General features: G+C 66.7%; 18 protein-coding genes. 16 read left to right on the top strand and 2 right to left on the bottom strand.

Annotated elements, in window-relative coordinates; translation table 11 throughout:
- Window positions 1–8: 8 nt before the first annotated feature.
- Complete coding sequence (locus tag AC1DHL_RS10620) at window positions 9–413, bottom strand: MAPEG family protein (RefSeq protein ID WP_478161986.1); 405 nt, start codon at window positions 411–413, stop codon at window positions 9–11.
- A gap of 160 nt (window positions 414–573) precedes the next feature.
- On the opposite strand from AC1DHL_RS10620, the gene AC1DHL_RS10615 reads away from it, so the two are divergent.
- From AC1DHL_RS10615 to AC1DHL_RS10605, 3 genes are all read left to right on the top strand, one after another.
- Window positions 574–2,868, top strand: coding sequence for an FdhF/YdeP family oxidoreductase (locus AC1DHL_RS10615; protein WP_478161985.1), 2,295 nt, complete (start codon window positions 574–576; stop codon window positions 2,866–2,868).
- A complete protein-coding gene (gene fdhD / locus AC1DHL_RS10610; RefSeq protein ID WP_478161984.1) occupies window positions 2,865–3,740 on the top strand; it encodes a formate dehydrogenase accessory sulfurtransferase FdhD in 876 nt (291 codons plus the stop codon). Before AC1DHL_RS10615 ends, fdhD begins: the two co-directional genes overlap by 4 nt.
- 145 nt (window positions 3,741–3,885) lie before the next feature.
- On the top strand, window positions 3,886–4,251 hold the full coding sequence (locus AC1DHL_RS10605) for an FHA domain-containing protein (RefSeq protein ID WP_478098246.1): 366 nt from the start codon (window positions 3,886–3,888) through the stop codon (window positions 4,249–4,251).
- A gap of 23 nt (window positions 4,252–4,274) precedes the next feature.
- On the opposite strand, the gene AC1DHL_RS10600 is transcribed toward AC1DHL_RS10605, so the two are convergent.
- On the bottom strand, window positions 4,275–4,784 hold the full coding sequence (locus AC1DHL_RS10600) for a hypothetical protein (RefSeq protein ID WP_478098245.1): 510 nt from the start codon (window positions 4,782–4,784) through the stop codon (window positions 4,275–4,277).
- 188 nt (window positions 4,785–4,972) lie between these two features.
- Between AC1DHL_RS10600 and AC1DHL_RS10595 the strand changes: the two genes are divergently transcribed.
- The 13 genes from AC1DHL_RS10595 (at window position 4,973) to AC1DHL_RS10535 (ending at window position 18,964) form a co-directional block, all read left to right on the top strand.
- Window positions 4,973–5,560 carry a DUF3305 domain-containing protein gene (locus tag AC1DHL_RS10595; protein WP_478161983.1) on the top strand — a complete coding sequence of 196 codons (588 nt, stop codon included), beginning with the start codon at window positions 4,973–4,975 and terminating at the stop codon, window positions 5,558–5,560.
- Window positions 5,553–6,167, top strand: a complete 615-nt coding sequence (locus AC1DHL_RS10590; protein WP_478161982.1) for a DUF3306 domain-containing protein — start codon at window positions 5,553–5,555, stop codon at window positions 6,165–6,167. Before AC1DHL_RS10595 ends, AC1DHL_RS10590 begins: the two co-directional genes overlap by 8 nt.
- Entirely contained in the window at window positions 6,091–8,205 is a 2,115-nt protein-coding gene (locus AC1DHL_RS10585; protein ID WP_478161981.1) for a 4Fe-4S binding protein, read from the top strand. The genes AC1DHL_RS10590 and AC1DHL_RS10585 overlap by 77 nt, the downstream gene beginning before the upstream one ends.
- Complete coding sequence (locus AC1DHL_RS10580) at window positions 8,202–8,837, top strand: TorD/DmsD family molecular chaperone (RefSeq protein ID WP_478161980.1); 636 nt, start codon at window positions 8,202–8,204, stop codon at window positions 8,835–8,837. Before AC1DHL_RS10585 ends, AC1DHL_RS10580 begins: the two co-directional genes overlap by 4 nt.
- Before the next feature lie 113 nt (window positions 8,838–8,950).
- A complete protein-coding gene (locus AC1DHL_RS10575; protein ID WP_478098236.1) occupies window positions 8,951–9,175 on the top strand; it encodes a twin-arginine translocation signal domain-containing protein in 225 nt (74 codons plus the stop codon).
- Between the two features lie 17 nt (window positions 9,176–9,192).
- The gene (locus AC1DHL_RS10570) at window positions 9,193–12,171 is read left to right on the top strand and encodes a formate dehydrogenase subunit alpha (protein WP_478161979.1); all 2,979 of its coding nucleotides are present in this window, start codon (window positions 9,193–9,195) and stop codon (window positions 12,169–12,171) included.
- 10 nt (window positions 12,172–12,181) lie between these two features.
- A complete protein-coding gene (fdh3B, locus tag AC1DHL_RS10565) occupies window positions 12,182–12,802 on the top strand; it encodes a formate dehydrogenase FDH3 subunit beta (RefSeq protein ID WP_478098232.1) in 621 nt (206 codons plus the stop codon).
- Window positions 12,799–13,050, top strand: coding sequence for an LptM family lipoprotein (locus tag AC1DHL_RS10560; protein WP_478098231.1), 252 nt, complete (start codon window positions 12,799–12,801; stop codon window positions 13,048–13,050). The genes fdh3B and AC1DHL_RS10560 overlap by 4 nt, the downstream gene beginning before the upstream one ends.
- Window positions 13,051–13,065: 15 nt before the next feature.
- Complete coding sequence (locus AC1DHL_RS10555) at window positions 13,066–14,289, top strand: formate dehydrogenase subunit gamma (protein ID WP_478161978.1); 1,224 nt, start codon at window positions 13,066–13,068, stop codon at window positions 14,287–14,289.
- Window positions 14,286–14,693 (top strand): hypothetical protein, encoded by a 408-nt coding sequence (locus tag AC1DHL_RS10550; protein ID WP_478161977.1) that lies wholly within the window; start codon window positions 14,286–14,288, stop codon window positions 14,691–14,693. The genes AC1DHL_RS10555 and AC1DHL_RS10550 overlap by 4 nt, the downstream gene beginning before the upstream one ends.
- On the top strand, window positions 14,690–15,553 hold the full coding sequence (locus AC1DHL_RS10545; RefSeq protein ID WP_478161976.1) for a formate dehydrogenase accessory sulfurtransferase FdhD: 864 nt from the start codon (window positions 14,690–14,692) through the stop codon (window positions 15,551–15,553). The genes AC1DHL_RS10550 and AC1DHL_RS10545 overlap by 4 nt, the downstream gene beginning before the upstream one ends.
- 16 nt (window positions 15,554–15,569) lie before the next feature.
- Window positions 15,570–16,391: an alpha/beta hydrolase gene (locus tag AC1DHL_RS10540; protein WP_478161975.1), complete on the top strand. Its 822-nt coding sequence runs from the start codon at window positions 15,570–15,572 to the stop codon at window positions 16,389–16,391.
- A gap of 56 nt (window positions 16,392–16,447) precedes the next feature.
- The gene (locus AC1DHL_RS10535; RefSeq protein WP_478098222.1) at window positions 16,448–18,964 is read left to right on the top strand and encodes an ABC transporter permease; all 2,517 of its coding nucleotides are present in this window, start codon (window positions 16,448–16,450) and stop codon (window positions 18,962–18,964) included.
- Window positions 18,965–18,976 lie beyond the last annotated feature (12 nt).

Genomic DNA, 18,976 nt, shown 5'->3' with positions numbered 1-18,976 from the left:
GGCCTGGGTCAGAGCGCGAGCGCCAGCCGATAGAGAATCGTCAGCGACGCGGCCGTGACCACCAGGATCGTCAGGCCCGCGCCGCTCTGGCGCGGCATCGTGGGGCCCAGCGAACGGCTGAGTCCCACCGCGTTGAACAACCGGGCGATCACCAACACGGCACCCAGCGCGTGAATCATGGCCGCCGGCGTGCCGAGCATCTCCGCCAGCACGATCAGCAAGAGGGCCATCGGCACCTGTTCGGCAAAGTTCGCGTGGGCACGGATGGCCTGCGCGAGGCTGGCGTTGCCGCCATCGCCTGCGGTGATGCTGCTCTTCACTCGGTACAGGATGACCCGCACGGTCAGGACGACCGCAAGCAGGCCGTGAATGGCGGCATAGATGGCCGAAGTGATTGGAATGGTGGCGAACATGGGATTCCTTTCGATGGAGGCGGCCCGGATGGGTCGCTTGCATCAATGACGTTCCGCGCCGCCTGATTTCGACAGGCTGCGCCATTTCCATTTCCCTTTCGAATCTCCGCATGTCCCGATTCAATTTGACGCTGCAGCGACCGGCACGAACACTCGCCCGATGCAAGAAGAAAAGATCGCCTTCTACAAGGGGCCGGCCGGAGGATGGGGCGCGCTGCGCAGCGTGACGAACGCTCTGTTGAAGCAGGACATCGCGGTCAAGGGCGCGCGAACGATGTTGTCGGCCAACCAACCCGACGGCTTCGACTGCCCCGGTTGCGCCTGGCCGGACCGCAACCACGCGTCGAGCTTCGAGTTCTGCGAGAACGGCGTGAAGGCCGTGGCGGCCGAGGCCACTGCGCGGCGTGCCGGGCCTGAGCTCTTTGCCCGCCACACGGTGACGGAACTGGCCGTGCAGAGCGACTTCTGGCTCGAAGACCAGGGACGTCTGACGCAGCCGATGGTCTATGACGCGGCAAGCGACAAGTACTGGCCCATCGAATGGGACGACGCCTTCGCGCTGATCGCGCGGCATCTCAACGCGCTGCCGGACCCGAACCAGGCCATCTTCTACACGTCGGGCCGTGCCAGCAACGAGGCCGCCTTTCTCTACCAGCTGTTCGTGCGCGAGTACGGCACCAACAACTTCCCCGACTGTTCGAACATGTGCCACGAGCCCAGCGGCAACGCCATGCGGGCGCAGATCGGCGTGGGCAAGGGCACCGTCACGCTCGAAGACTTCGAGAAGGCCGACGCGATCTTCATCTTCGGCCAGAACCCCGGCACGAACCATCCGCGAATGCTCGGCGAGCTGCGGGCGGCGCACCGGCGCGGCGCGAAGATCGTCAGCTTCAATCCGCTGCGCGAGCGCGGACTGGAGCGCTTCGCCGATCCGCAGGACAAGCTGGAGATGGCGACGATGGGCTCGACGCCGATCAGCACGCACTACTTTCAACTGCGCGTCGGCGGCGATTTCGCGCTGGTCAAGGGGATGATGAAGCACCTCATCGAGCGCGAAGACGCGGGTGAGGCCGCGCTGGACCACGCGTTCATCGCACAACACACGGTGGGGTTCGACGCGCTGGCCGCCGACCTGCGGGCCGAGTCATGGACGCTCCTGGTGCAGGAGTCGGGCCTGACCGAAGCGCAGATCCGCGCGGCCGCCGATGTGTATCGCCACGCCGAGCGAGCCATCGTCTGCTGGGGCATGGGCATCACGCAGCACGTGGATTCCGTCGCGACCATCCAGATGCTGGGCAACCTGCTCCTGCTGCGCGGCAATATCGGCCGGCCCGGCGCCGGTGCCTGTCCGGTGCGCGGCCACAGCAACGTTCAGGGCGATCGCACCATGGGCATCTGGGAAAAGCCGCCTGCTGCGCTGCTCGACCGCTTGCGCGATGCGTTCGGGTTCGAGCCGCCACGCCGGAACGGCTGGGACACGGTCGAATCCATCCGCGCGATGCTGGACGGTAGGGGCAAGGTCTTCTTCGCGCTCGGCGGCAACTTTGCCGCCGCCACGCCGGACACGCCCGAGACCTGGAAGGCGCTGCGCCGGTGCGACCTGACGGTGCATGTCACCACCAAGCTCAATCGCAGCCATGTGGTGCATGGCCGCGAGGCGCTGATCCTGCCCTGCCTGGGCCGGACCGAAATCGACATCCAGGCCAATGGCCCGCAGGGCGTGACGGTCGAGGATTCGATGAGCATGGTGCACATCTCTTCCGGCATCAATCCGCCGGCCTCCGAGCACCTGCTGTCGGAACCCGCCATCGTGGCGCGGCTGGCGGCCGCCACGATCGGCCACCGCAGCCAAACGCCGTGGTGCTGGATGGTCGAGGACTACAGCCGCATCCGCGACAAGATCGAGGCAGTCTTCGGCGACTTCCGGGACTTCAACCGCCGTGTGGCTGCACCGGGCGGATTCCGGCTGCGCAACGCCGCGAGTGAGCGGCTGTGGGAGACACCGGCGGGCAAGGCGACCTTCTTCACGCATGCGGTGCCGCAGGACACGCCCTCGCATCGTGCCCGGGCACGTGTGCGCGACGCGGTTGTCTTCACGCTGCTCACCACGCGTTCGCACGACCAGTACAACACCACGATCTACGGCCACGACGATCGCTACCGCGGCGTGTTCGGCCAGCGCCGCGTGGTCTTCATCCACGCGGAAGACATCCGGGCGCTGGGGCTGAAGGATGGCGACTGGGTCGACATCCAGACCGTGTGGGACGATGGGCAGGTGCGGCGGGCCGACAGGTTCAGGCTGGTGGCCTACGACATCCCGCGCGGCAACCTCGCGGCGTATTACCCTGAGACCAATCCACTGGTGCCGCTGGCTGCCGTGGCGCGCGATGCCGGCACGCCGGCCTCCAAGTCCATTCCCGTCGTCCTGACGCCGCACGTGGGAGCCGCCGCTTGAACGCGATCTTCGAGAGTGTCGAAGACGCGGTCGTGGCGCCGCTTTCGCGCTATGCCGTGCGCGTGATCGGCGAGGCCGGCGTGCCCGCCGAAGGGCTCGTGCGCGAAGACACCTTGGCCGCGGAGGTGCCGGTCGCGCTGGTCTTCAATGGCGTGTCGCATGCCGTGATGATGGCCACGCCGCGGGATCTGGAGGCCTTCGCGCTCGGCTTCGCGCTCAGCGAGGGCATCCTCGACCAAGTGCGCGACTGCCGCGACATCGAAGTTCGCACGGTCGATGCGGCGGACGCCGGGTTGCCGGACGGCCTGGATGGCATCGAAGTGCATCTCGACATCTCGACCCGCAGTTTCGAGCGGCTGAAGGGACGTCGCCGCAGCATGGCGGGACGCACGGGCTGCGGTGTCTGCGGCGTCGAGAGCTTCGCGGCGCTTGATCTGTCGCCCACGCCCGTCGCGCGGCGCGGCTGGATCGATCGGGTCGACCTGCCGACCGTGTTGCGCGCGCTCGGCGAACTGCCCGCGCTGCAGATCCTCAATGCCGAAGCCGGTGCCATCCATGCTGCAGGCTGGGCCACCCTGAGCGGCGAGCTGACCGATGTGATGGAAGACCTGGGCCGTCACAACGCCCTCGACAAGTTGCTGGGCACGCTGGCCCGCGCCGGTCGCCTGAGCGAGCCTGGTTTCGTCGTGATGTCGAGCCGTGGCAGCCATGAACTGGTGCGCAAGTGCGCCCGACTCGGCATCGCGGCGCTGGCCACCATCTCGGCGCCGACCGCGACCGGTGTGCAGGTGGCACAGCTCGCAGGGCTGCGTCTGTGGGGCTTGTGCAGGGCGCCTCGGGGCGTTCTGTACGCGCCGGGCTCCGCGCTCTGATTTCGCGTTTTCCGAAGCGGAAGCGCAATGCCGAAACTTACCCGCTTGTCACGAACAGGAATGGATTAATCCTTCTGTTTCGGTCTTTCGGCCAGAGCCTGCCCGCCTAAGCTCCTTGTCAGTGCAATGAACGACAGGAACAGCTATGGCAAGACTGATCATCCTGGCCCGGCGCAACAGCGTGCGGCAGGTCAACATCGCGGCCCAGATCACCACCATCGGGCGATCCGGCTCCAACAACGTGTGCATCGACAGCGAGAGGGTGAGCCGTCACCATGCCGCCATCCAGTGGACGGGCGACCGATTCATGCTGACCGACATGGGCAGCCGCAACGGCACCTTCGTCAACAACGTGAAGGTCAGGGCGCGCGCATTGAGGAACGGCGACGCGATCGTGATCGGCGACTGCCAACTGCGGTTTCTGTACAGCAGCATGGAACTGCCGGAAGCCGAAGCGTTGCGGCTCCTGACGACGCCCGACGATCTCCTGCAGCTCGCTTCGGTCCGGTAGTCCGCAATCCGGCGGCGGCGCGCTCAGGCCGCCAGGGAAGCGGCCTGGCGCTGCGGCACTGGCGTGGCAGGGCTTGGACGGCGTTCGTTGATCAGGCGGGCGGCCAGCTGCGAGGCCATTTCCAGCTTCTTGAGATCGCGGGCTTCGACGGCCGGATCGGGACTGAAGCTGAACGAATAGAGACTGCCGTACGTGCTGCCGTTGGCGAGCACGACGGGCGCGCTGAGGTAGCAGCCGGCGGGCACACGGGCGCGGAGCACCTGCTTGCAGAAGGCCAGCTCCAGCGGTTCGGCCTGTTCGTCGATGAATTGGGCGCGATGCGTGGGTTGCGAACGGTGCGACACGCGCCGGCCGTCGATGACCTCGCAGGCGTAGGCGGCTTCCATCCCGTGCTGTTCGCGCAGCAGCTTCAGAACCTGATGGATGCCCGGGTCGACCAGCGGGTCGCAAAGGTCCGGCGTTGCGATGAGCAGATCCGACACCTTGACCTCCAGGGCGTCGTGGGCGTAGTTGCAATCGTTGTAGTAGCTCATGGCGGGGACCTTTGTCTTGATGGCTTCATTGGAGCGTACAAACGGCCCTTCGCTGAAAAATGAGAACTATGGTTTAGCATTGTTTGGCGACGTTTGTCACAAAAGTACTACAACAAGCGGTTGAAACCGGACGGACGGCCAATCCCCCGTTGGCTGTCACTCGCGGCGCATCGGCTATCGTCCGGCACATGGCGATCTCTGAGGAACCACCCGCAACCGTCGAGCGCGCGCCGCTGGACGTCGCGGTCATCATGCGACGCGAAAGGCTGCATGGCCCGTCGAGCCATTGGCAGCCGTGGCGCTGGGCGCTCGAAGCCGTGGTGCCCGACGAGCCGGGCTTCGGCCGCGAGCCGCGGCTGCTGGACGAGGGCGCGGAGGGGCAGCGCTGGCTTCACCCCGGCTTCAAGGTCGAGTTGTTCCGCGACGAAGCGGAGGGCTATCACCTCAACGCCTCGTCCCCGGCGCCGTGCTGGTTCGTCTTGTGGCGCATGGACGAGATGGCGACCCTGGCGCCGGAACCGATCCCGAGGCCGGTCGTCGTGACTCTGAGCTACTACGAGGCCGGCCGCTGGCTCGACGCGCAGGAAACCGTCGAACAGGTGCCGGCGCCGGTCGAAGTGGTGGACTGGCTGCGCGCCTTCATCGAGGAACACTACGTGGTGGAGCCCAAGCAACGGAAGCGGCCCGAGAGTTTCCGCCCGCTCGTGGATCGCTTCGGCAACGCCGCGAGCGTGTCGACCGAGAAGCGGCGTGGCAGGGGAGCGGGTGATGTCTGAAGGCTTCTTCGATCGGTGGTCGCGCCGCAAGCAGCAGGCCCGGACGGGCGAACTGCCTGAGGAGCCGAAGCCGGAAGCTCCGCGGGCCGCCTCTGTCGAGCCGTCTCAAGCGCCGGCAACGTCAGTGGTGCCGGCCAGCCCCGATCCGATCAACGAAGCGCCCGATGCGCCGGCGCCGCTCACCTTGGCCGACGTTCAGGCGCTGACCATCGATTCGGACTTCAGGCCTTTCGTTGCAAAGGACGTGGCGCCGGAAGTCAAGAACGCGGCCTTCAAGAAGCTTTTCGCTGATCCGCATTTCAATGCCATGGATGGCCTGGACACCTATGTCGACGACTATTCGAAGCCGACGCCCCTGCCCGAGAGCGTGTTGCGCCAGATGGCGAGCGCCAAGTTCCTGAAACTCTTCGACGAAACGCCGGAAGAGACTCCGGGGGATGGTGGATTGCCCGACGTGGCACAGTCGGGCGATTCAGGAGACCTTCCCAGCCAGCCGGTTGCTCATGTGCAACCCGCAAGCCAAGAGACCGATGACCACCACGCTGATCTGCGACTGCAACCAGACGATGCCCCTCGACCCGAAGACGCTCGGGACGGCACTGGCTGAAACACTGCCCCTCCACTCGGTGCTCTGCCGCCGCGAAGCCTCTTCGTTCCAGCGGGCCATCCAGTCCGGCGACGACGTGGTGGTTGCCTGCACGCAGGAAAAGCGGCTCTTCGGCGAACTCGCGCAACAGACGCCGGAAGCGACTTCGCCGATCCGCTTCGTCAACATCCGCGAAACGGGCGGCTGGAGCCGCGACGCGAAAGGCGCGAGCCCCAAGATCGCCGCGCTGCTGGCTGCCGCCCGCCTGCCCGAACCCGACCCGGTCGCGACCGTCAGCTATGCGAGCCAGGGCCGGTTGCTGATTGTCGGCCCGCTGGACGAGGCGGAGAAGGCTGCGGCACTGGTCGCCGACACCCTCGACGTCACGATCTTCTCGCAAGGTCCGGGCGCTTCGGGCGGCGCGCAGGAACGGCGCTGGCCGGTGATCGCGGGCCGGATCGATGCGCTCGACGGATGGCTCGGCGCATTCAGGCTGCACTGGACGCGCGACAACGCGATCGACCTCGACCTGTGCACGCGCTGCAATGCCTGCGTGGCCGTCTGCCCGGAGCAGGCCATCGGCTTCGACTACCAGATCGATGCCGCGAAATGCACCTCGCACCGTGATTGCGAGCGCGCTTGCACCGTGGCCGGGGCGATCCGATTCGACCGGGCGCCGGAGCCACTCGACGGCGCCTTCGACCTGGTGCTGGATCTCGGTGCTACGCCGCAGATCGATTGGCACGCGCCGCCGCAGGGCTATTTCCATCTGCCGGGCGGCGTGGCGCATCCGCTGGGCGTGCAGACCTTGCTGCGCCTGCGCGACATGGTCGGTGAATTCGAAAAACCGAAGTTCTTCGACTACAAGCAGAAGCTCTGCGCCCACAGCCGCAACGAGGTCGTGGGCTGCAGCGCCTGCATCGACGTGTGCTCGGCGCATGCCGTGAGCAGCGACAAGGAACGCCAGCGCATCGTCGTCAACCCCAACCTCTGCGTCGGCTGCGGCGCGTGCACCACGGTGTGCCCGACCGGTGCGCTGGGCTACACCTACCCGCGCGCGCCCGACCAGGGGCTCAAGCTGCGGACGCTGCTGTCCACCTATGCGGGTGCGGGCGGGCGCGATGCGGTGCTCCTGCTGCACAGCGAAGAGGGCGGCCAGGCGCTGGTCGCGCAACTGGGGCGCCACGCACAACTCGGGAAGGCGCAGGGCGTGCCGGCGAACGTGATCCCGGTCGCTCTCTTCCATGCGGCGAGCACGGGCATCGACCTGTGGCTGAGCGCCGTGGCATTCGGCGCGTCGCAGGTCTGCGTGCTGGTCACGGGCGAGGAAGCGCCGCAGTATCTCGCCGCATTGAAGGCGCAGGCGGCGATTGCCCAATCGTTGCTGAACGGGCTGGGCTATGCGGGAACGCACTTCCGGGTGATCGAGGCGGCATCGCCGGCCACGCTTGACGGAGCGCTCGCTGCACTGCGCGATACGCGTCAGCAGATTCCTCCCAAGGCGGCCCGGTTCGCGGTCGGCAACGAAAAACGCAGCACGTTCGAACTCGCGCTCGACCAGCTGTTGGAGGCTTCGCCGGCGCTCAAGACGCCGGCCGACGCGCTGCTCGCCATCCCGCTGCCACAGGGATCTCCCTTCGGCGCCGTCACGGTCAACAAGGACAAGTGCACCCTGTGCCTCGCCTGCGTCAGCGCCTGTCCCGCGAGCGCCCTGCAGGACAATCAGAACACGCCGCAACTGCGGTTCATCGAAAAGAACTGCGTGCAGTGCGGGCTGTGCGAAACCACCTGTCCCGAAGACGCGATCGCGCTCGTGCCGCGACTCCTTGCCTCTGCCGAGCGCAAGCAGGCGGTCGTGCTCAATGAAGCCAGGCCGTGGGCCTGCATCCGCTGCGGGAAGCCGTTCGGGACCGAGAAGGCCATCGAAGCCATGCTCGGCAAGCTGGCCGGCCACGCGATGTTCCAGGGCGAGGCGCTGGAGCGCCTCAAGATGTGCAGCGACTGCCGGGTCATCGACCTCTACAGCGCGCAGAACGAAATGAAGATCACACGCCAATGAGCGACCGTATTTCCGTTCCCGTTCCCGTTCCCGTTTCCTCGGCTCTCGACGAAGAAGTCGCCCGCGCGGAACTCTATGGATTGCTGGCGCGCCTCTGGTACGCCGCGCCCGACGCCGAGTTGCTCGAAGCCTTCCAGGTCGCGCCCACCGAAGCGCCGGCCGCCGGCGCCTTTCTGGAAGAGCCGTGGCGGCAGCTCGTCGGCGCGGCGCGCGGGATCGACGCAGCGGCGGCGCATCGCGAATACGACGCGCTCTTCGGCGGCATCGGCAAGCCGGAGGTGTACCTGTTCGGCTCGCACTACCTGAGCGGCTTCCTCAACGACAAGCCGCTGGCGAAACTCCGCAACGATCTCGACCGCCTCGGCCTGGCGCGCGAAGAGGCCATCCCGGAAACCGAGGATCACATCGCCTGCCTGTTCGAGGTGATGCGCTACCTGATCGCCGGGGACGACATCGCGGTGGCGAACCTCAGCCGGCAGCAGGCCTTTTTCTCGACCCACGTGCAGCCGTGGCTGCCGGCCATGTGCGATGCCGTGTCCCGGCACCCGAAGGCGCGCTTTTACGCCACGCTGGCAGCGCTGACGCGGGCTTTCGCCGAGGTCGAAACGCAGGGCTTCGACATGCTCGACTGAAATCGGGGTGATTTCCGACAGGCGCGTATTAGGGTCTGGACTACTATCCAAACATATGTAACTGGTTTCATATCTGACCTGGAACATCAGTTCAGCCAATCCTGGAGATCGTCATGCAGGACAGCCAAACATCCGGCCCTCGGCCGGCCTCTCGTCGGAGGTTCTTTGTCGGCGCCGCCACGGTCGGCGCCGCCGCCGCAGCCGTTACGGTGCTGCCCAAAGTCGTCGAGTCGCCCGCCACCTCCGAAGCCTCCGCACTGCCGCCCCCGCCCGAGAAGGGCGGCGGCTACTCGCTGAGCGAGCACGTCAAACGCTACTACAAGACCGCGTCGACCTGAGAACGGGAGCCGAACCCATGCTATTGACCAAGAAAGCGTCCGGCGCCGCGCGAGATGGCGCCTCTCCGTCCTCCTCGTCATTCGTGCACAGCCTGCGCCGCGGCCTTTCCAGCGCGTTGCCGACGATGGACCGGCGCGCCTTCCTGCGGCGTTCCGGCCTCGGCGTCGGGGTCGGCCTCGCGGCAGGCCAACTCACGCTGATCCGCAAGGCACGCGCGGCCGATGGGCGGCCGGTCGCCATCGGTGCCGGCAAGGTCGAAGTCAAGCGCACCGTGTGCTCGCACTGCTCGGTCGGCTGCGCGTCGGATGCCGTGGTCGAGAACGGCGTCTGGGTGCGCCAGGAGCCGGTGTTCGATTCGCCGATCAATCTCGGCGCGCATTGCGCCAAGGGCGCCGCCCTGCGCGAACACGGCCATGGCGAATACCGGCTGCGCTACCCGATGAAGCTCGTGAACGGCCAGTACGAGCGCATCAGCTGGGACACCGCGCTCGACGAGATCACCGCCAAGCTCAAGGAGCTCTCCAAGGCGAGTGGTCCCGATTCGATCTACTGGATCGGCTCCAGCAAGCACAGCAACGAGCAGTCGTACTTGATGCGCAAGTTCGTGAGCTTCTTCGGCAGCAACAACTGCGACCACCAGGCGCGCATCTGCCATTCGACCACCGTCGCCGGCGTCGCGAACACATGGGGCTACGGCGCCATGACCAATTCGTACAACGACATGCGCAGTGCCAAGGTGGCGCTCTACATCGGCTCGAACGCGGCCGAGGCGCATCCCGTGAGCATGCTGCACATGCTCCATGCCAAGGAGAACGGCTGCAAGATGATCGTGGTCGACCCACGCTTCACGCGCACGGCTGCCAAGGCCGACGAGTACGTGCGCATCCGCTCGGGGTCCGACATCCCCTTCCTCTTCGGGGTGCTGCACCACATCTTCAAGAACGGCTGGGAAGACAAGAAGTTCATCCACGACCGCGTCTTCGGCATGGACGAAGTGCGCGCCGATGTCATGGCCAAATGGACCCCCGACAAGGTCGAGGAAGCCTGCGGTGTGAAAGAGGCGCAGGTTCTCAAGGTGGCGACCTGGCTCAACGAGAACCGCCCCGGCACCATCGTCTGGTGCATGGGGCAGACGCAGCACTCCATCGGCAATGCGATCGTTCGCGCCTCGTGCATCGTGCAACTGGCGCTCGGCAACGTCGGCGTTTCAGGCGGCGGCACCAACATCTTCCGTGGCCACGACAACGTGCAGGGCGCCACCGACGTGGGGCCGAACCCCGATTCGCTGCCCGGCTACTACGGCTTGCTCGAAGGCTCGTGGAAGCATTTCGCGGCGACCTGGGGCGTGGACTACGAATGGATCAAGAGCCGCTACGCCTCGCCGGCGATGATGACCAAGCCCGGCATCACCGTCTCGCGATGGATCGACGGCGTGCTCGAGAAGAACGAGCTGATCGACCAGGATTCGAACCTGCGCGGCGTGTTCTATTGGGGCCACGCGCCGAACTCGCAGACGCGCGGCCTCGAGATGAAACGGGCGATGGACAAGCTCGATCTGCTGGTGGTGGTCGATCCCTATCCTTCGGCGACCGCGGCCATGGCCGCCATGCCCGGCCGCCCGGAAGACCTGAACCCCCATCGCGCGGTCTACCTGCTGCCGGCTTGCACGCAATTCGAGACCAGCGGGTCCGTGACGGCGTCCAACCGCTCGCTCCAGTGGCGCGAGAAGGTCATCGATCCGCTGTGGGAAAGCCGCAGCGACCACATGATCATGCAGCAGTTCGCCGACCGCCTCGGCTTCGGCAAGGAACTCAGCAAGAACTACAAGATGCAGAAGGTCAAGGGCATGGATGAACCCGTGCCGGACGACATCCTTCGCGAGATCAACAAGTGCTGCTGGGCAGTGGGCTACACCGGGCAGAGCCCCGAGCGACTACAGGCGCACATGCGCAACATGGCGGCGTTCGACGTGCGTACGCTCAAGGCCAAGGGCTCGGTCAAGGACAAGGTCAACGGCTACGACATCGCGGGCGACTACTTCGGCCTGCCGTGGCCCTGCTATGGAACGCCCGAACTCAAGCATCCGGGCTCGCCGAACCTTTACGACACCTCCAAGCACGTGATGGACGGCGGCGGCAACTTCCGCGCGAACTTCGGCGTGGAACGCAATGGCCAGAACCTGCTCGCCGAGGACGGCTCGCATTCGCTGGGCGCCGCGATCACGACCGGTTACCCCGAACTCGACCACCTTCTGCTGAAAAGGCTCGGGTGGTGGGATGAGCTGACCGACGCCGAGAAGGCCAAGGCCGATGGAAAGAACTGGAAGACCGACAGCTCGGGCGGCATGATCCGCGTGTTCATGCAGAACCACGGCTGCCATCCCTTCGGCAACGCGAAGGCGCGCGCCTTGGTGTGGAACTTCCCCGATGCGATTCCGCAGCATCGCGAACCGCTCTACGGCACACGCCCCGACCTCGCGGCCAAGTACCCCACGCACGACGACAAGATGGCGTTCTGGCGTCTGCCCACGCTCTTCAAGAGCGTGCAGCAGCGCAACATCGCCGACAAGATCGCCGAGAAGTTCCCCTACGTGATGACTTCAGGGCGGCTGGTCGAATACGAGGGCGGCGGCGAGGAAACCCGCTCCAACCCCTGGCTCGCCGAGTTGCAGCAGCACATGTTCATCGAGATCAATCCGAAGGTGGCGGCCGAGAAGGGCATTCGCGACGGCGAGCGCGCCTGGGTCCACACACCCACCGGTGCGCGGCTCAATGTGCAGGCACTGGTGACCGAGCGGGTCGGGCCCGACACGGTGTTCATGCCCTTCCACTTCTCCGGTCACTGGCAGGGCGTCGACCTGCTTGCGCACTACCCGGCTGGCGCGCACCCGATCGTGCGCGGGGAGGCGATCAACACTGGCACGACCTACGGCTACGACAGCGTCACGATGATGCAAGAGACCAAGACCACCGTCTGCAACGTTGAAAAGGCCTAGAGGAGTCGTCATGGCAAGAATGAAATTCATCTGCGACTCCGAGCGCTGCATCGAATGCAACGGCTGTGTCACGGCCTGCAAGAACGAGAACGAGGTGCCGTGGGGCGTGAACCGGCGCCGCGTGGTCACGCTCAATGACGGCGTGCCGGGCGAGCGGTCGATCTCGGTGGCCTGCATGCATTGCTCCGACGCGCCTTGCATGGCGGTGTGCCCGGTGCAATGCTTCTATCGCACCGAAGAGGGCGTTGTGCTTCACGACAAGGACGTGTGCATCGGCTGCGGCTATTGCTCCTATGCCTGCCCTTTCGGCGCGCCGCAGTTTCCGGAGCAAGGCACCTTCGGCGTGCGCGGCAAGATGGACAAGTGCACCTTCTGCGCCGGCGGCCCCGAGGCCAACGGCTCGCAGGCCGAATTCGAGAAATACGGGCGCAACCGCCTCGCCGAAGGCAAGCTGCCGGCCTGTGCGGAAATGTGTTCGACCAAGGCACTGCTCGCGGGCGACGGCGATGTCGTCGCCGACATCTTTCGCACACGCGTGGTCCAGCGCGGCAAGGGTGCCGAAGTCTGGGGCTGGGGCACTGCGTACGGATCTCGGCAGGCCGGTACGCCGACCCACGGAGGCACGAAGTGAAGCGCGCACTGGCGACCGTCGCGCTGGTCTCGGCGGCCGTGTTCCTTGCTGCCTGCGGTGAGAAGCCGCAAACCAATGCTCACGGTGTCAGGGTTGATGCGCCGCCGTGGACCGGCACCGGCGTGCAGCCGAATACCGGCACAGCCTTCACCGCCAGCGGTTGGACGCCGGGCGACAGGGCCTCGTGGGAAGAGCGCCTCAAGACGCGCATGCAATACGGCCAGAACGAATACAACCGGATCAGGTGAACCGGAGGAGGTTGCATGAGACAAGTGCTTAACGCCCTGGTCCTGGCCGCGTCGCTGGCTTGCGGCCTGGCGGTTGCGCAGACGCCGGCACCTGCCGCCGCGGAGGCGCCGCCCGCCGCTCCCAGCGCTCCGGCTGCTGCACCTGCACCCGCCGAGTCCGCCGGCGGCATCCGCGGCCAGAACATCTTCGAGGTCAAGCCCGACGCGAGCGCCGATCCTGACTACCTCAACCAGACCAATGGCGAGCGCCAGCGGGTGCAGCCGGGCAACAACGCGCCGATGTGGCGGCAGGTGAGCAGCGGCGTGACCGGCACCACCAGCCTGCCGCGGAGCGAGGCGCCTGAGGCGGGCAACCTGATCCAGCGTTTCGTGAAGTACCCGGGCTCGTACTACACCAACGCGGGCGAAGCCTGGCGGCAGGCGCGCAACACCTTGATCATCCCGTACGGGGCCGCGCTGCTGTTCGTGATGCTGCTCGCGCTGGCGATCTTCTACTTCACGCGCGGGACCATCGGCCTGCACGGCAAGGAAACCGGCCGCAAGATCGAACGCTTCACGCCTTTCGAACGCGCCACGCACTGGTCGAATGCCATCGCCTTCGTCATCTTGGCCATCTCGGGCCTCGTGATGGCCTTCGGCAAGTTCTTCCTGCTGCCGGTCATCGGCGGTGCGCTGTTCGGCTGGCTGACCTACGTGCTCAAGACCGTGCACAACTTCGTGGGGCCGCTGTTCGTGGTGACCACGATCTTCATGGTGTTCACGTTCATTCGCAGCAACTGGCCCAGCAAGGACGACATTGCGTGGCTCAAGCGCGGCGGCGGGCTTTTCGGCGGCTCGGAGCCGCCGTCGCATCGCTTCAATGCGGGAGAAAAGGCGGTGTTCTGGGGCGGGGTGTTGTTCCTGGGGGCCTTCGTCATCGGGTCCGGCCTCTTCCTGGACAAGCTGCTGCCCGGCTTCGTCTACACGCGCGGCCAGATGCAGATCGCGCACATGATCCATGCGGTCGCCACGCTCCTCATGATCGCGCTCATCATGGGCCACATCTATATCGGAACCCTCGGCATGAAGGGCGCCTACCCGGCCATGCGCGACGGCTATGTCGATGAAACCTGGGCCAAGGAGCATCACGCCCTCTGGTACAACGACATCGTTGCGGGCAAGATTCCGGCGCAGCGCAGTGCCGAGGCACGCGCCCAGGCGCCGGGGCACGGCGCGCGGGTTGAAGGAAGTCCCTCATGAAGAAGTCTTCGTTGATCCTCTGCAGCGTGGTTCTGGGCCTGGCGTTCGCGCCGGGGGCCTTTGCCAAGCTGCCCGCCCCGGCAACCACGCCGGAAGCCAAGGCCAAGGCGGCCGAAGCTGCCGCCAAGACCGCCTGGAGCGCCAAGGTCGACGGCTTCCTGCTCTGCCGCGCGCAAGAGCGCGTGGCCGCCCGCGTCCGCGATGACCTCGTGGCAGCAGGCAAGCCCGTGCCCACCGCGACGCCGACGCCACCCTGTGCCGATCCAGGCTCCTTTGCCTTCGCGCCGCCGGAAGAGGCCAAGCCGATCGAGGCTTCGGGCGCACATTCGCCGGCTTCCACGGCCGCTTCGCCGCCCAGCACGACCCAGCCTTCGGCCGACATCAATCCCGCGCCCAACAAGTGAAGCTGCCGCGCCTGACGCAGGCCCGGGCGCCGCTCACGCGCGAGGTCGAGATCGTCGATGAGCATGGCGACACGGGCATGGTCTCCATTCCGGCGGAGCGCGACCTGACGGTCTACGTGGATCGCCGCGAACTCGTCACGCTGATGACGCTCGGCGCCCAGCCCGAATTGCTGGTGCTCGGCTACCTGCTCAACCAGCGCTTGATCGAATCGGCCCGGGATGTCGAATCGATCACTGTCGACTGGGAGGTCGGCGGCGCCGCCGTCAGGACGCACACCGGCATCGATCGCATCGAGGAGCGCACCGCCAAGAAGGTCGTCACCACCGGTTGCGGCCAGGGCAGCGTGTTCGGCGAGCTGATGGCCGGCATCGACAAGCTCCGCCTGCCCGACACCCGCATGACGCAGGCCCAGCTCTATGCGCTGGTCAACGCGATCCGGCTCCAGGAGAGCACCTACAAGTCGGCCGGTTCGGTCCACGGATGCGCGCTCTTCACGCTGGGCGACGGTGCCGAAGACGTGCGCATGCGCTGCTTCATCGAGGACGTGGGCCGCCACAACGCCATCGACACCATTGCCGGCTGGATCGCCATGCAGCCGCCGCACGAGCTCAGCGACGCGCGGGTGTTCTACACGACCGGACGCCTCACCAGCGAGATGGTGATCAAGTCCGCCCAGATGGGCGTGGCCATCGTGGTTTCGCGCAGCGGCATGACGCAGATGGGCCACGAGGTCGCGACGCGCGTGGGCCTGTGCGCCATCGGGCGTGCGACCAACCGGCGCTTCGTCTGCTATGCGGGCGCGCAGCGGCTGGTGCTTCAACCGGAGCTGGCTGGCGCGCGGGCGCCGGCCGCAGCCTGAAAGATCGATCGACGACATGAGCGACCCTCAATTTCAATACGTTCAGGGGCAGGTGCGCGAGACCTTTCCGGCGCTTCTCGCCGCCTACGAAGCGGAGAGCCATGCTGCCGTGACCAGCGAAGACTGCGCACTCGACGTGCGCTATGGGCCGCTCGAGCGGCAGACCTTCGATTTCTTTGCCGCTCGCGGCCGTCCGCGCGGAACGCTGCTGTACTTTCATGCCGGCTACTGGCAGACGCGGGACAAGTCGAACTTTCGCTTCATTGCGCCCGCGTACACCGCCGCCGGCTTGAACGTGGCGCTCGCGAACTATCCGTTGTGCCCCACCGTGTCGCTGGCCGAACTCGTGGAAGCCGTGCGGGCCTCGGCCCCGGCGATCCAGGCGCATGCTGCCAGTGGCGGCGCTTCGCCTGCGCTGGTGGTGTCGGGCCATTCCGCGGGCGGCCATCTCGCGGTCGAGATGGGGTTGGCGCGCTGGCCTTCGTCCTCGCCAGAGCCCGAGATTGCCGGCATCGTCGCCATGAGCGGCATCTTCGACCTCGCTCCCCTGGTCACGACGTCACTCAATGACAAGCTGCGGCTCGACGAATCCGCCGCCGCAGCCTGTTCGCCTCTCCATCGCGTGCATGGCGGCGCACCGCCGGCGCTGATGGTGGTCGGCGGCGCGGAGACCCCGGCCTTCGTCGACCAGAGCCAGCGCATGCACGAGACGTGGATCGAGGCAGGCAACCGCAGCAGCCTGCACATCGAAGCGCACGCGGATCATTTCAGCCTGCTGCGTCCGTTCGCGTCGCCCGCGAGCGCGCTCTTCACCAAGGTTCTCGGCCTCCTGGGTTGAGTCGAAATCATCCTTCGGTTTGGTGGGGGTTGGCCTGTGGGCTATCGTCATGCCCCATGAATGCCTCCCTCCGTCTCGGTTGGCGAACGCTCTGGCGCGATCTTCGCGCGGGTGAGCTTCGCCTTCTCATCGTCGCCGTGCTGCTTGCGGTGGCGGCGCTCACTGCCGTCGGCTTCTTCGCCGACCGGCTCAAGGGCGGCCTGCAACGCGACGCGCGCCAACTGCTGGGCGGCGACGCCGTGCTGGCAAGCGACAACCCGACGCCGCCCGTCTTCATTGAACGCGCCCGTGCGCTCGGCTTGCAGGGCGCGATCACCTACGGATTCCCGACCATGGCACGCGCGAGCGATGCGCAGGGCGGCACGAGCAAACTGGTAGCGCTCAAGGCGGTGACTGCGGGCTATCCGTTGCGCGGCAGCCTGCAGGTCAGCCAGGACCCGGCCGGGCCCGGCCAGACGACCCGCGACGTTCCAGCGCCGGGGGATGCCTGGGTCGATGCTTCGTTGCTTGACTCGCTCGGCCTCAAGGTCGGCGACACGCTGCTTCTCGGCGACACGGGACTTCGCATCGCGCGCGTGATCACGCTCGAACCCGATCGCGGCGCCGGCTTCATGAGCTTTGCGCCGCGCGTCATGCTGAATCAGGCCGATGTGGCGCGCACGGGCCTCGTGCAGCCGGCGAGCCGCGTGAGCTACCGGTTTGCGGTCGCGGGCGGGGCAGGCGCGGTCAAGCAGTTCAGCGACTGGGCCGACGAAGCGATCAAGAAGGGCGAACTGCGCGGCGTGCGCCTCGAATCCTTCGAAAGCGGCCGCCCCGAGATGCGCCAGACGCTCGATCGCGCGGAGAAATTCCTGAACCTCGTCGCGCTGCTCGCCGCGCTGCTGTCGGCGGTGGCGGTTGCGCTGGCGGCGCGCGGATTCGCGGCCAGGCACCTCGACGATTGCGCCATGCTGCGGGTGCTCGGCCAGAGCCAGCGCACCATCGCGGGCGCCTACGCTTTCGAGTTTGCCGTCATCGGGGTGATCGCCAGCGGCCTCGGCGTCGCGATCGGATTCGGCGTGCACTACGCGTTCGTGCTGCTGCTGGCCGGGCTGGTCGAGAGTGCGCTGCCCGCGCCGACGATCTGGCCCGTCGCATTCGGCCTGGGTGTGGGGCTCACGCTGTTGTTCACGTTCGGGCTGCCGCCGGTGCTGCAACTGGCCCGCGTGCCGCCCCTGCGCGTGATTCGCCGCGATGTCGGCAGTCTCAAGCCCGCATCGATCGCGGTACTTGGCCTGGGCGTCGTCGGTTTCGCCGCATTGCTGGTGGCCGCGAGCAGCGATCTGAAGCTGGGGCTGATCGCGGTCGGCGGATTCGCGGGGGCAGTGGCGGTGTTCGCCCTGCTGAGCTGGGTGGCCGTGCTGCTTCTACGCCGCAGCGTCAACGAGACCACGGCGCCGCGATGGCTGGTGCTGGCCACGCGGCAGATTTCCGCGCGGCCTGCGTATGCTGTGGTGCAGGTCAGCGCGTTGGCCGTCGGTCTGTTGGCGCTGATCCTGCTGGTCCTGCTGCGCACCGACCTCGTGTCGAGCTGGCGCAAGGCGACGCCGCCCGACGCGCCGAATCGTTTCGTCATCAACGTGATGCCCGACCAGAGTGCGGAATTCCAGAAGACCCTGCGCGACAACGGCGTCAAGAAGTTCGATTGGTACCCGATGATCCGCGGCCGGCTGGTCGCGATCAACGACAAGCCCGTGTCGCCCGACGACTACGCGGACGATCGCGCGAAGCGGCTGGTCGATCGCGAGTTCAACCTCAGCAACAGCGCCGATGCGCCGCCGCACAACATCATCACGTCCGGCACATGGAAGCCCGATGCGCCCGGCGAGGTGAGCGTCGAGGCAGGGCTCGCCGACACGCTCGGCCTGAAACTCGGCGACACCCTGCGCTTCGACATCGGCGGCATGCAGAACGAGGCGCGAATCACCTCACTGCGCAAGGTCGACTGGGGCTCGATGCATGCGAATTTCTTCGTCATGTACACCGTCGCTGCGCTGGCCGATGTGCCGGTCACCTACATGGGCGCGTTTCGTGCGCCCGACGTGAAGGGCTTCGACAACGCGCTCGTGAGAACCTATCCGAACGTCACCAATGTCGACATGAGCGCCACGATCAACCAGGTGCAGCGGGTGCTCGACCAGGTCATCCGCGCCGTCGAGTTTCTTTTCGGATTCACGCTCGCGGCGGGGCTCGTGGTGCTGTTCGCTTCAGTCACGGCCACGCGCGAGGAACGTGCGCGCGAGTTCGCAGTGATGCGTGCGGTGGGCGCCCGGGGAAGCCTGCTGCGCCAGGTCCAGCGCGCCGAGTTGGCCGGCGTGGGGCTGATGGCGGGCTTTCTCGCGAGCATCGTCGCTTCGGTGATCGGGTGGGCGCTGGCGCGCTATGTGTTCGACTTCACCTGGACCGCTTCGCCGCTCGTGCCGATCGCCGGCGCGCTGTCGGGTGCGGTGCTGGCTTGGGCGGCGGGCTGGTGGGGGTTGCGCGAGGTGCTGCGGCGGCCGGTCGTCGCGACCTTGCGGCAGGCTTCGGAATAGGAGCCCATCGCG

This window comes from Variovorax sp. 10L426 (genome assembly GCF_056395305.1).
The sequence above is the reverse complement of the archived record's forward strand: the minus strand, read 5'-3'. Positions and strand labels throughout refer to the sequence as shown.